13 protein-coding genes are annotated in these 10,896 nt (G+C 59.5%); 4 read left to right on the forward strand and 9 right to left on the reverse strand.

Annotated elements, in window-relative coordinates; all coding sequences use genetic code 11:
• Positions 1-39 precede the first annotated feature (39 nt).
• The 8 genes from mdcH to mdcA all read right to left on the reverse strand — a co-directional run bounded on the left by mdcH (position 40) and on the right by mdcA (position 7,088).
• Positions 40-936, reverse strand: coding sequence for a malonate decarboxylase subunit epsilon (mdcH, locus tag VPX56_RS20980; RefSeq protein WP_326468695.1), 897 nt, complete (start codon positions 934-936; stop codon positions 40-42).
• Positions 936-1,553, reverse strand: coding sequence for a malonate decarboxylase holo-ACP synthase (locus VPX56_RS20985; protein ID WP_326468697.1), 618 nt, complete (start codon positions 1,551-1,553; stop codon positions 936-938). Before VPX56_RS20985 ends, mdcH begins: the two co-directional genes overlap by 1 nt.
• Before the next feature lie 2 nt (positions 1,554-1,555).
• Entirely contained in the window at positions 1,556-2,515 is a 960-nt protein-coding gene (locus VPX56_RS20990) for an AEC family transporter (RefSeq protein ID WP_006177842.1), read from the reverse strand.
• A gap of 125 nt (positions 2,516-2,640) precedes the next feature.
• The gene (gene mdcE / locus VPX56_RS20995) at positions 2,641-3,441 is read right to left on the reverse strand and encodes a biotin-independent malonate decarboxylase subunit gamma (RefSeq protein ID WP_326472159.1); all 801 of its coding nucleotides are present in this window, start codon (positions 3,439-3,441) and stop codon (positions 2,641-2,643) included.
• The gene (locus VPX56_RS21000) at positions 3,441-4,274 is read right to left on the reverse strand and encodes a biotin-independent malonate decarboxylase subunit beta (protein ID WP_131635109.1); all 834 of its coding nucleotides are present in this window, start codon (positions 4,272-4,274) and stop codon (positions 3,441-3,443) included. Before VPX56_RS21000 ends, mdcE begins: the two co-directional genes overlap by 1 nt.
• Complete coding sequence (mdcC, locus tag VPX56_RS21005; RefSeq protein WP_119937631.1) at positions 4,267-4,566, reverse strand: malonate decarboxylase acyl carrier protein; 300 nt, start codon at positions 4,564-4,566, stop codon at positions 4,267-4,269. Before mdcC ends, VPX56_RS21000 begins: the two co-directional genes overlap by 8 nt.
• 9 nt (positions 4,567-4,575) lie before the next feature.
• A complete protein-coding gene (locus tag VPX56_RS21010) occupies positions 4,576-5,433 on the reverse strand; it encodes a triphosphoribosyl-dephospho-CoA synthase (RefSeq protein ID WP_326468701.1) in 858 nt (285 codons plus the stop codon).
• A complete protein-coding gene (mdcA, locus tag VPX56_RS21015) occupies positions 5,433-7,088 on the reverse strand; it encodes a malonate decarboxylase subunit alpha (RefSeq protein WP_326468703.1) in 1,656 nt (551 codons plus the stop codon). Before mdcA ends, VPX56_RS21010 begins: the two co-directional genes overlap by 1 nt.
• A gap of 228 nt (positions 7,089-7,316) precedes the next feature.
• Here mdcA and VPX56_RS21020 point away from each other — a divergent pair, with 228 nt between their 5' ends.
• The 3 genes from VPX56_RS21020 to VPX56_RS21030 are packed head-to-tail and all read left to right on the forward strand — an operon-like array spanning position 7,317 to position 9,454.
• Positions 7,317-8,339, forward strand: a complete 1,023-nt coding sequence (locus VPX56_RS21020; RefSeq protein ID WP_263611468.1) for a hydrolase — start codon at positions 7,317-7,319, stop codon at positions 8,337-8,339.
• Entirely contained in the window at positions 8,336-8,554 is a 219-nt protein-coding gene (locus VPX56_RS21025; RefSeq protein WP_131635112.1) for a YheU family protein, read from the forward strand. The genes VPX56_RS21020 and VPX56_RS21025 overlap by 4 nt, the downstream gene beginning before the upstream one ends.
• A gap of 30 nt (positions 8,555-8,584) precedes the next feature.
• Positions 8,585-9,454 carry a phosphoribulokinase gene (locus VPX56_RS21030; protein ID WP_326468707.1) on the forward strand — a complete coding sequence of 290 codons (870 nt, stop codon included), beginning with the start codon at positions 8,585-8,587 and terminating at the stop codon, positions 9,452-9,454.
• A gap of 86 nt (positions 9,455-9,540) precedes the next feature.
• Here the strand turns inward: VPX56_RS21030 and VPX56_RS21035 are convergent, their stop codons facing one another.
• On the reverse strand, positions 9,541-9,945 hold the full coding sequence (locus tag VPX56_RS21035; RefSeq protein WP_010436331.1) for an OsmC family protein: 405 nt from the start codon (positions 9,943-9,945) through the stop codon (positions 9,541-9,543).
• 310 nt (positions 9,946-10,255) lie between these two features.
• Here VPX56_RS21035 and crp point away from each other — a divergent pair, with 310 nt between their 5' ends.
• Positions 10,256-10,888: a cAMP-activated global transcriptional regulator CRP gene (gene crp / locus VPX56_RS21040; RefSeq protein WP_000242758.1), complete on the forward strand. Its 633-nt coding sequence runs from the start codon at positions 10,256-10,258 to the stop codon at positions 10,886-10,888.
• Positions 10,889-10,896 lie beyond the last annotated feature (8 nt).

Here is a 10,896-nt window from a genome sequence, read left to right on the forward strand (position 1 = left end):
CGTAGGCTCGGTAAGGCGCAGCCGCCACCGGGCAAAAGATCACGCACGAAGCCGCTTCGCCAGATGTACCGCCACGTCCACCCCGCTGCGCTCCAGCGAGATGGTCTCCCCTTCCCACGCGGCCTGACGCGTCAGGCAGGTCAGTACGCCGCCGGGCGGCATTTCAATCGCCAGCCGCGCTTCACGCTCGTTAGCGGAGATCACCGCCTCCTGCCAGCGCACGGTGCGCGCCATGTTCATCGCCAGATCGTCGGCAATCTTTTCCGGCTGCCAGAGCACGCGCCCGGTGCTGCCGCTCAGGTACGCGCAGCGCGGGCGGGAAAGGCTGACCGATTCAAACGCCGACGCCAGCTTTTGTGCCGGTTCCGCCAGCAGTTCGCAGTGCGACGGCACGCTCACCGCCAGCCGCCTGGCCTTGCTCGCCCCTTTCGCCAGCGCGCGTTCTGCCGCCTGCGCCATCCCGTCATCGCTTCCGGCGATCACGATCTGCGTTTCGGCGTTCAGGTTGGCGATGTAGGTTCCGGTGCCTTGGATCAGCGTTTCCACCTGCGGCAGGGTTAAGCCCATGATGGCCGTCAGGCCGTAGCCGTGCGGGTAGGCCTGCTCCATGAGGTCACCGCGCAGCGCCACCAGCCTCAGCGCGTCCGAAAAGTCCAGCGCACCCGCGATAACCGCCGCCGGATAAGCGCCGATGGACAGCCCGCTGACGATATCCGGCGTCACGCCGCGACGCTCCAGCTCGCGCGCCCAGGCCACGCCGGCAATCAGCAGCGAAAGCTGAACCGCGCGGGTATGGGTTAACGAGGCGGCACTGTCGAGATTATCGACTTCATCCCCAAGCACCTCGCGCGCCTGAGCCAGCTCCATTCCCGGCAGGTTTTGCAGCATGCCTTCGTGCTGCGTGCCCTGCCCCGGAAAGGTAAACAGTATTTTCATCACTCCTCCCTGCGCCACGGGTCCGCCACCAGGCGCGGCCCACATTGCGTTTTTAACAGCGTTTTGCCGTCGCGCAGCCACTCCGCCAGCGCGAATCCGCCCTCGGGCGTATCCACCTGCGTATCCGCCCGACACAGCGCGCGGCCAAGCTGAGACTGCCAGGCTGTAAACGCGTCAGGAGAAACGGGCTGCGGGGCGCGGATCAGCAGGTCCAGATCGCTGTCGGCATGAATCACCGGTATACCGGTTGCCAGCGCGTAGCCGGTGCTGCCGGTAATGCCCCACGTCCAGGGCCACGGCTGCTGAGCAAGCTGCAGCGCCACCTGAACCGGTGGCTGAGTCACAAAGGGCGAGCGCAGCAGATCGGCTGTAACGCTCAGGTCTTCAGGTGAAACCACGCGCAGCACGTTTTCCGGCTTCACCCATCCGGCCGCCCGCTGGTCGCGGCGCAATCCACGCACGCCAACGGGAATGCGGCCTTCACTATCAACATCACGCCGCACCACCACAGGCAGTCCAGTGTGCCAGGCCGCCTCCACCCAGGATTCGGTGATGCCTTCCAGCGCGTCGCGCGCGGTAAGCCAGATGAGGTCGTGCGGTCGTAATGTTGTGGTCATGATTACATTCCTGAAGTCAGCGAGATAAACAGCGGCAGCGACAGGATACACAGTACGGAGCTTAACAGCAGCACGGCTTCAGCATCCGGCGACTGCACGCCAAAGCGGTTACCGAACACCACGCCGAAGAAGCCTGCGGAGAGCGCAATCATCAGGATAGCGGTGATCGCCACGGAGCCGTGCAGGCCGAAGATCAAAACGATACCCCAGGCAATCGCTGGCTGAATCAGCAGCTTGGCGATGGTGGAGGTGATCACCATGGTATTGATCTGCAGCTTGCGGGCAGAGAGGATCACCCCGGTCAGGAACAGCGCGGCAGCGGTGGCGGACAGCCCCAGCGGTTTAATCGCCGCAAGCACCAGTTCCGGCATTTTGATGCCGATGGCGGAAAGGATCACCCCCAGCAGCGGGCCCATCACGATCGGTTTCTTAATGGAACGCCACATCAGCACCGGCAGCATGGAGAGCGTTGAGCCGGAATTATTCCCTTCGGCGCGCGCTTTCTCACGCTCCAGAATCAGCAGGCAGAACGGGGTCATCAGCACCGAACCGCAGGCGATAGAAACCGCCACGGAGAGCGACGTGGAAGAACTTTCACCCAGCACGCTGCCCAGAATCGGCAGACCGAGCGCCGCGTAGTTTGGCAGGGCAACGGTAAGCGTCAGCACCGCCGCGTCCTGCGGGGATTTTTTAAAGACTTTAGTGGCGAGGAAGTAGATTGCCGCATAGGTGATCCACATCGCCAGGGTAAGCACCAGGATCAGCGGCGACTGGGCCACGATGCCGGTCCACGGGGTTTGCACGGTGGCGCTGAACAGCGCGGCAGGCAGTGCAAAATCCATCACGAAAATATTGAGCAGGGAAACATTTTTGTTATCGACCATCTTTGCCTTACCGGCCCAGAATCCCAGCAGCATGATGACGAAAATCGGTGCAAGAGCATGAACAATTACGTAAGTCATAAATCACCTGTAGTAAAAAAGTTTAAGCACTGGCGCGATGTTTATTATTTTCAGGATGCAGGTTCCCGCGCGGGCGCAGCGGGCGCGCCCACGGGGTTGTACATCTCTGGCAGGTCTCTTTTTACTTACCAGCTGGCTCGCATACGTTCGCGTACGAGCGCCGAGCTGCGGCGGTTGTCAGCACCCAAGCGGTTTTTCAACGTGGTGTCCTGACGTGCGTCACTGATGGCCTGCTGCAGGGTGGTTTTCACCTGCGCCAGATCGTTATCGGATGGGGCATCCGGGTTGCTGATATCCAGCAGGTTAGAGAGCAGCCCCAGCGTGGCGTAGTTGCTGATGTCGTACGCCATCGGCGGAATGGTCGCCGCCAGTTTTTCCAGCGCCTCCACGGTGCGCAGCGTAATACGCGCCGCAGACTCTTTACCCATCGCGTGGATCAGCACGCCCTTGTCGTTAAAGGCGATCAGGCGGTTGGCCTGGTAGCCGTGCGCCAGAAACGCGCCGGACATCGCCTTGCCGACGATGAGACCAATCACCGGGTGGCCGGCCAGACGCGCGTTTGCATACGCGGCAGCGGCTCCCGCCAGCGCCTGGTGGATACCAAACGCCTCTTCGCGACGGCCATAGGCCTGGCTTGGGACGTCGATCACCGCCACAATCGGGCGCTTAACGGCTTTATCGGCATCCGCCGCGACGGTTTCGCTGACCACCTTCGCCAGCGTCCAGCCTTCCAGCAGGCCGACTTCGCCCTGCGCCGCGCGCGGGAAGTGGTTATTGGCATCCGGCACCACGGCCACAAAGCGCACCGCCTCGCCGTTCAGCTCGCCGTCTGCCGCCTGCACGGACGGGCAAAGCCCTTCGATACGTTTGGCGTTCGGGGCGAGGGTTTCCAGCCAGAGTTCGCCACGGCTTATTGAATTACTCATCATTTCACCTCCCGGGCAAAAAGCGCGTTAATCTGTTCGGCATCGGCCTGCTTGCGGGTGTCGAAATTCGTCAGACGGTTCAGGTAATCGTCGTAGTTATCGGTGCGGTGTTTCGCCGGCACGCCTTTGGCAATCGCGTCGTTCATCGCCGCTTTCACCGCGTTCACGCCGTCGCCTACCAGGGCATCCACCAGACCGCTTTGATAGCGCACTTCGCCGCCGGTCATGCTCCAGATAAACGGACGGTCGCGGGAGTCATACTCTTCAATGCCCGCCTCCTGCTCGATAACCTGCGGGCCGTTGAGGCCAAGACGCGCTTCGCGGGTCACGATCAGGTAGCTGCAGAGCGCTGCCGCAATGGACATCCCGCCGAAGCAGCCCACGGTTCCGGCAACAATCCCGACCACCGGGGTGTAGCGGCGCAGGTCAACGATCGCCGCGTGGATATCGGCAATCGCCGCCAGGCCCAGGTTGGCTTCCTGAAGACGCACGCCGCCGGTTTCGAGGCACAGCACCGCCTGAGTCGGAATACCGTTGCGGTTATCTTCCGCCGCCAGCTCCAGGGCCGCCGCCATTTTGGCGCCGGACACTTCGCCCATGCTGCCGCCCTGGAACGCGCCTTCAATCGCGACGACGACCGCAGGCTGGCCGTTAATGGTGCCTTTTGCGACGACCATACCGTCATCGGCCTGCGGAACAATCCCCTGCGGCCCAAGCCACGGAGAGATAATGCCTTCAAACGGGTCCAGCAGTTCGCGGTAGCTGCCGTCATCCAGCAGAGCCTGCGCGCGCTGGCGCGCTTTTAGTTCGATAAAGCTGCTGTCATTACGCATGGCTTACCCCCTCAAAGACCTGTTCGATGCGAATGCGCGCCACGCCCGGCGTCGCGCCGAAGTCGTGGATGGTCAGCTTCCCGGCGGGCAGGCTGCTGACGGTCTGCAGGCGGTTGAACAGGGCCTCCCAGCGACCACGGCTGTTGTCGACGGAGGTGGTGATATCGATGGTTAAGGTCTGGCCCGGTTCGGCGGCAAACAACACCTCCATATCCCCGGAGCCGACTACCCCTGCCAGCGCCCTGCCGCTTAACGCGCGGCTGGCTGGCACGGTCAATGTGATTTTTTCCATAACATCCTCTTAATGCTTTGAATAAGGCGTTTCGACGCGGTCGAGAAACAGCGTGGCGGCAAGCAGGTCGGCTGCGCCGCCCGGCGAGGCGTTGAGCGTGAGCATCTGACGATCTAAGCTCGCCAATGCCCGCTGGCCCGCGAGCGTTGCACAGCCTCCGGCGTTCAGTACCGCACGGGCACCACTCTGCATGGCGTCCAGCCCCTCCATTCCGGCGCGCGACAGCACGCAGGTGTCGGTGAGGGAGGTCATGATCGCCATCAGCGCGTCGAGCCTGGCCTGCGTTTCGCTGCTGCCGTTGAGACGGCTCAGGCGAAGCTGCGGCAGCGCGCGCTGCATAACGTGCGGAAACGCCTGCTGCGCTTCTTCTCTGGCGCCCGGCACGCGGTAGCGGTGCGTGGCGCGCAGCCCTTTGCTGAACACTTTCGGCGCCGCCTCGTCCGGCAGTTTCGCCAGCTGGGCGGCGGTATTTGCGACGGCTTGCGCAGCCGCATCCCCGCCCAGCATCGCCACCGCGCTGACCAACAGCCCCAGCGCCCAAATCGCGCCGCGGTGAGTGTTCACGCCGTCGGTAGCGGCCATCATCTGCCGTTCGCCTTCGCGGCCAAGACGGCCAACGGTTTGCCTGAGGGCAATATCCGCCGGGCGCTGCCAGCTCTGCTGCGCCAGCGCCTGAAACGTGGAGGTCAGGCTGTGCGCGGAGCGCTCCATGAGCGCAAGGGATAAATCGTGGTGCGCGCCGTTCCCCCGACTGTCCACCAGACCGGGTTTCGGGCTTAAACGTGCTTCGTCAATCAGACACTGCGTGGCGGTTCGCGCCAGCCATTCGGCACCGCCTTCAACCTGAATCTGGGGCAGAACTTTCATTACCAGCTCCGGAATTTCGCAGGTGGGTTGTACAAACCGCCGGACCACTCAACGAGGTCAGACACGCTGCCGGCTGCCAGCAGAGAGCGGGTAGCGTCGGTACGGCGGATGCCCATATCTTCCGGATAGACCACTTTGCCGCTCTGGCGCAGTTCCGCCACGCGTTTGGCGTCAACGCCCAGGCCGATATCGGTGATCCCCGCGACGGCGGCAACCATGGCCCGACGCTCTTCCAGATCTTTGGCGCGATAGAGGTAAGCAATCCCCTCTTCCGTCAGCACGTGCGTCACGTCATCGCCGTAAATCATCACCGGTGCCAGCGGCATGCCGGAGGCTTTCGCCACGTCAACGGCATCGAGTTTTTCCACGAAGGTCGGCTTCACGCCTGCCTGGAAGGTTTCGACCATCTGCACGACCAGTTTTTTACCGCGCTGCATTGGGTCAGGCTCGGTGATCATGTTCAGCCAGGCCGGGGTCGCATGACGACGACCGTGCGGATCGTGGCCCATGTTTGGCGCACCGCCGAAGCCGGAAAGACGACCGCGGGTCACGGTGGAGGAGTTGGCGTAGCCGTCAACCTGCAGCGTAGAGCCGATGAACATATCCACCGCGTACTGGCCTGCCAGCTGGCAGAAGGCGCGGTTGGAACGCATGGAGCCGTCGGCACCGGTAAAGAACACGTCCGGACGGGCGCGGATGTACTCTTCCATCCCCAGCTCGCCGCCGAAGCAGTGCACGCTTTCCACCCAGCCGCTTTCGATGGCGGGGATCAGCGTGGGATGCGGGTTCAGCGTCCAGTGTTGACAGATTTTGCCCTTCAGGCCGAGCTGTTCGCCGTAGGTAGGCAGCAGCAGCTCAATCGCCGCGGTGTTAAAGCCGATACCGTGGTTCAGGGACTGCACCTGGTGCTCTGCGTAGATGCCTTTGATGGCCATCATCGCCATCAGGATATGCTCCTGCTTGATCAGGCGCGGGTCGCGGGTGAACAGCGGTTCGATAAAGAACGGCTTATCCGCAACGACCACGTAATCGATCCAGGAGCCCGGAATGTCGACGCGCGGCAGATCGCATTCGTCGTCCACCAGCTCGTTCACCTGTGCGATGACGATGCCGTCGTGGAACGCGGCGGCTTCCACCAGCGCCGGGGTATCTTCGGTACTTGCCCCGGTGTAGAGGTTACCTTTGCGGTCCGCTTTAAAACCGGCAATCAGCGCCACGTTGGGCGAGAGGTCGACGTAGAGGCGTGAGTAAAGTTCGATGTAAGTGTGGATCGCACCGATTTCGAGCTGACCGTCTTCCAGCAGCTGCGAAATGCGCAGGCTTTGCGTGCCGGAGAAGGAGAAGTCCAGCTTGCGGGCGATGCCTTTTTCGAAGATATCCAGATGCTCGCTGCGGCCCACGCTCGGCATGATCATATGCAGATCGTGAACGATTTGCGGATTCACCTCGGCGAGCGAGCGGGAAAGGAAATCGGCCTGCTTCTGGTTGTTACCTTCCAGAACGACCTTGTCGCCCGGTGCGATCAGTTTTTCCAGCATAGCGACAAGATCGCCGGTTGGCAGTACCTTGCCCTGCACCGGTACGGACGCCAGACGACGCGCTTTTTCGCTGCGTCGAGTGTTCCATTGCCGGGTGGGTGTTTGCCCAGATAACATTATTAACCTCCTGATTCAGCTAATCATTTTGATTTGCTTAACGTTGAGTAAAGTGTGCGCTCTGGTGAGAAAGGCATCAATTAAGCATAGAGCGCAATCATTAGCCTGAGAGTAATAATCAAGGTAAAGATTTGTGATCGGGATCAGTTCATGTTTCGGAAATCCAGGCTAAACGGGGTACAATTCGGAAGGTATCGTAAATAACAGACAATAATTAGCATCGCCGTTATGACCCAAATCATCCCGTCAGACTTTGAGATTGCTGCCGACGACAGCGCAGAATTCGTGCCCATGCGCGGCCTGGCTAACTGCCATCTGCAAACCATGCTGCCGCGCCTGATCCGCCGCAAGGTTCAGTTCACCCCACACTGGCAGCGCCTGGATTTGCCGGACGGTGACTTTTTGGATCTCGCCTGGAGCGAAGCGCCGGAGCTGGCCAGGCATAAGCCCCGGCTGGTGGTGTTTCACGGTCTGGAAGGCAGCCTGCACAGCCCTTACGCGCATGGCCTCATCGAGGCGGCAAAGGCGCGCGGCTGGCTTGGCGTGGTGATGCATTTTCGCGGCTGCAGCGGCGAGCCGAATCGCCAGAAGCGCATTTATCATTCGGGTGAAACCGAAGATGGCACCTGGTTCTTACACTGGCTGAGAGAGAACTATGGAACGGTGCCGACGGCGGCGGTGGGCTATTCGCTGGGCGGCAATATGCTGGCCTGCCTGCTGGCGAAAGAGGGTGAAACGGTGCCGCTGGATGCCGCCGTTATCGTCTCTGCGCCTTTCATGCTGGAGCAGTGCAGCTACCATATGGAAAAAGGCTTTTCACGGGTTTATCAGCGCTACCTGCTCAACCTGCTGAAGGCCAACGCGGCGCGTAAGCTGAAGGCCTACCCGGACACCTTACCCGTTAGCCTTCGCCAGCTGAAAAAGGTGCGCCGCATTCGTGAATTCGACGATCTGATCACCGCTAAAATTCACGGATTTGCCGATGCGATTGACTATTATCGCCAGTGCAGCGCAATGCCGCTGCTCAGCAAAATCACCCAGCCGACGCTGATCATCCATGCCAAAGACGATCCGTTTATGGACCACCACTCCATTCCGGCCCAGGAATTTTTGCCTGAAAACGTTCACTATCAGCTGACCGAGCATGGCGGCCACGTGGGATTTGTCGGCGGTACGCTGCGACGCCCGAAAATGTGGCTGGAAACCCGCATTCCTGACTGGCTCACCTCATTTCTGGACGGTAAAAAATGATTATTCCCTGGCAGGATCTGCCTCCCGAAACGCTCGATAATCTGATTGAAAGCTTTGTATTACGAGAGGGCACCGATTATGGTGAACATGAACGTTCTCTTGAACAAAAGGTCAGCGATGTAAAACGCCAGCTTAAAAGCGGCGACGTGGTGCTGGTATGGTCTGAACTGCATGAGACGGTCAATATCATGCCCCGCAACGCGTTTCACGGCTGATCTGTAAACCTTTCCAGTCAGGGAGTTGCTATGTCTGCCAGACATCCGGTTATTGCCGTCACGGGTTCGAGCGGGGCGGGAACCACCACCACCAGCCTTGCCTTTCGCAAAATTTTCGCACAGCTGAACTTACAGGCGGCAGAGGTTGAGGGCGACAGCTTTCACCGCTACACGCGCCCTGAAATGGACATGGCCATCCGTAAAGCGCGGGATCTCGGTAAACACATCAGCTACTTTGGCCCCGATGCCAATGATTTCGGCCTGCTAGAGCAGACCTTCAGAGAATACGGTCAGACCGGCAAAGGACAATCCCGCAAATACCTGCACACCTACGACGAAGCGGTTCCCTGGAACCAGGTGCCGGGGACGTTTACCCCGTGGCAGCCGCTGCCGGAACCCACCGACGTGCTGTTTTACGAAGGGCTGCACGGCGGCGTGGTGACCAACCAGCACGACGTGGCGCGCCACGTGGATCTGCTGGTGGGCGTGGTGCCGATCGTTAACCTGGAATGGATCCAGAAGCTGACGCGCGACATCAGCGAGCGCGGCCATTCGCGCGAGGCGGTGATGGATTCGGTGGTGCGATCTATGGAAGATTACATCAACTTCCTGACGCCACAGTTCTCGCGTACCCATATCAACTTCCAGCGCGTGCCGACGGTGGACACCTCCAACCCGTTTGCGGCGAAAACCATCCCGTCTCTGGATGAGAGTTTTGTGGTGATCCACTTCCGCAATCTGGAAGGCATCGATTATCCCTGGCTGCTGGCGATGCTGCAGGGCTCGTTCATTTCCCACATGAATACGCTGGTGGTGCCGGGCGGAAAAATGGGGCTGGCGATGGAGTTAATTATGACGCCGCTGGTCCAGCGACTGATGGAAGGGAAGCAGATCGCGTGAGTTGTTTTGCCCGGTGGCGCTGCGCTTACCGGGCCTACGGTCGTGCTTTTGTAGGGCGGGTCAGCGAAGCGCCACCCGCCAAAAGATTAAGCCTCGATCACCTCATACGAATGGGTGATTTTTACCGCTTTCTCCAGCATTAACGCCACAGAGCAGTATTTTTCCGCAGAAAGGTCTACGGCGCGTGATACCGCGGCATCTTTCAGCTCTTTACCGGTCACGATAAAGTGCAGATTAATATGCGTGAACAGGCGTGGCGCCTCTTCGCGACGTTCTGACGTGAGCTTCACTTCGCAGTCGGTCACATCGTGACGGCCTTTTTGCAGAATCGACACCACGTCAATCGCGCTGCATCCACCCGCCGCCATCAGCACCATTTCCATCGGGCTTGGGGCCTTGTCGCCGGAGTTACCGTCCATCAAAATCTGGTGCCCGGAAGCGGATTCGCCCAGGAACGTTAAACCTTCAACCCATTTCACACGCGCTTGCATATTCATTAACTCCAACGTTGCATTTTTGGTGACAGATTACGCGCGCGTTACATTTCTCGCAACGGAAGGCGACCTGCATCATGCTGAAGCGAGACACCAGGAGACACGCGGCAAAAGCTATGCTAAAACACTCTGGATGCTACAGTAATACATTGACGTTACACATGTATGCAGAGGACATCAAACTTTACTGGCTGCGAAAATTACGACAGCCGACTTCCCAGGGTATGGGTAAGAATTCGATTGCAACCCCAGAGTCCGGATGCATCTTATGACTCTGGTGACAGCTTATAACAGAGGATAACAGCGCATGGTGCTTGGCAAACCGCAAACAGACCCGACTCTCGAATGGTTCTTGTCTCATTGCCACATTCATAAGTACCCATCGAAAAGCACTCTGATTCACCAGGGTGAAAAAGCCGAGACGTTGTATTACATCGTTAAAGGCTCGGTGGCAGTGCTGATCAAAGATGAAGAAGGGAAAGAGATGATCCTTTCTTATCTGAACCAGGGCGATTTCATCGGCGAACTGGGCCTGTTTGAAGAAGGCCAGGAACGTAGCGCCTGGGTTCGTGCAAAGACAGCATGTGAAGTGGCTGAAATTTCTTACAAGAAGTTCCGTCAGCTGATTCAGGTTAATCCTGACATCCTGATGCGTCTCTCTTCCCAGATGGCGCGTCGCCTGCAGGTCACCTCTGAAAAAGTCGGTAACCTGGCGTTCCTGGACGTGACCGGTCGTATCGCACAGACCCTGCTGAACCTGGCGAAACAGCCAGACGCAATGACCCACCCGGACGGCATGCAAATTAAAATTACCCGTCAGGAAATCGGTCAGATCGTCGGTTGTTCCCGTGAAACAGTAGGCCGTATTCTGAAAATGCTGGAAGATCAGAACCTGATCTCCGCGCACGGTAAAACCATCGTGGTTTACGGAACCCGTTAATTCGGTCA

It is taken from the genome of Enterobacter wuhouensis, assembly GCF_035835995.1.
Classification (GTDB): domain Bacteria; phylum Pseudomonadota; class Gammaproteobacteria; order Enterobacterales; family Enterobacteriaceae; genus Enterobacter; species Enterobacter wuhouensis.

Excerpts from the sequence above, each read along its gene's own strand:
- mdcH (WP_326468695.1), bottom strand. The coding sequence starts at position 936 with ATGAAAATACTGTTTACCTTTCCGGGGCAGGGCACGCAGCACGAAGGC.
- VPX56_RS20985 (WP_326468697.1), bottom strand. The coding sequence starts at position 1,553 with ATGACCACAACATTACGACCGCACGACCTCATCTGGCTTACCGCGCGC.
- VPX56_RS20990 (WP_006177842.1), bottom strand. The coding sequence starts at position 2,515 with ATGACTTACGTAATTGTTCATGCTCTTGCACCGATTTTCGTCATCATG.
- mdcE (WP_326472159.1), bottom strand. The coding sequence starts at position 3,441 with ATGAGTAATTCAATAAGCCGTGGCGAACTCTGGCTGGAAACCCTCGCC.
- VPX56_RS21000 (WP_131635109.1), bottom strand. The coding sequence starts at position 4,274 with ATGCGTAATGACAGCAGCTTTATCGAACTAAAAGCGCGCCAGCGCGCG.
- mdcC (WP_119937631.1), bottom strand. The coding sequence starts at position 4,566 with ATGGAAAAAATCACATTGACCGTGCCAGCCAGCCGCGCGTTAAGCGGC.
- VPX56_RS21010 (WP_326468701.1), bottom strand. The coding sequence starts at position 5,433 with ATGAAAGTTCTGCCCCAGATTCAGGTTGAAGGCGGTGCCGAATGGCTG.
- mdcA (WP_326468703.1), bottom strand. The coding sequence starts at position 7,088 with ATGTTATCTGGGCAAACACCCACCCGGCAATGGAACACTCGACGCAGC.
- VPX56_RS21020 (WP_263611468.1), top strand. The coding sequence starts at position 7,317 with ATGACCCAAATCATCCCGTCAGACTTTGAGATTGCTGCCGACGACAGC.
- VPX56_RS21025 (WP_131635112.1), top strand. The coding sequence starts at position 8,336 with ATGATTATTCCCTGGCAGGATCTGCCTCCCGAAACGCTCGATAATCTG.
- VPX56_RS21030 (WP_326468707.1), top strand. The coding sequence starts at position 8,585 with ATGTCTGCCAGACATCCGGTTATTGCCGTCACGGGTTCGAGCGGGGCG.
- VPX56_RS21035 (WP_010436331.1), bottom strand. The coding sequence starts at position 9,945 with ATGCAAGCGCGTGTGAAATGGGTTGAAGGTTTAACGTTCCTGGGCGAA.
- crp (WP_000242758.1), top strand. The coding sequence starts at position 10,256 with ATGGTGCTTGGCAAACCGCAAACAGACCCGACTCTCGAATGGTTCTTG.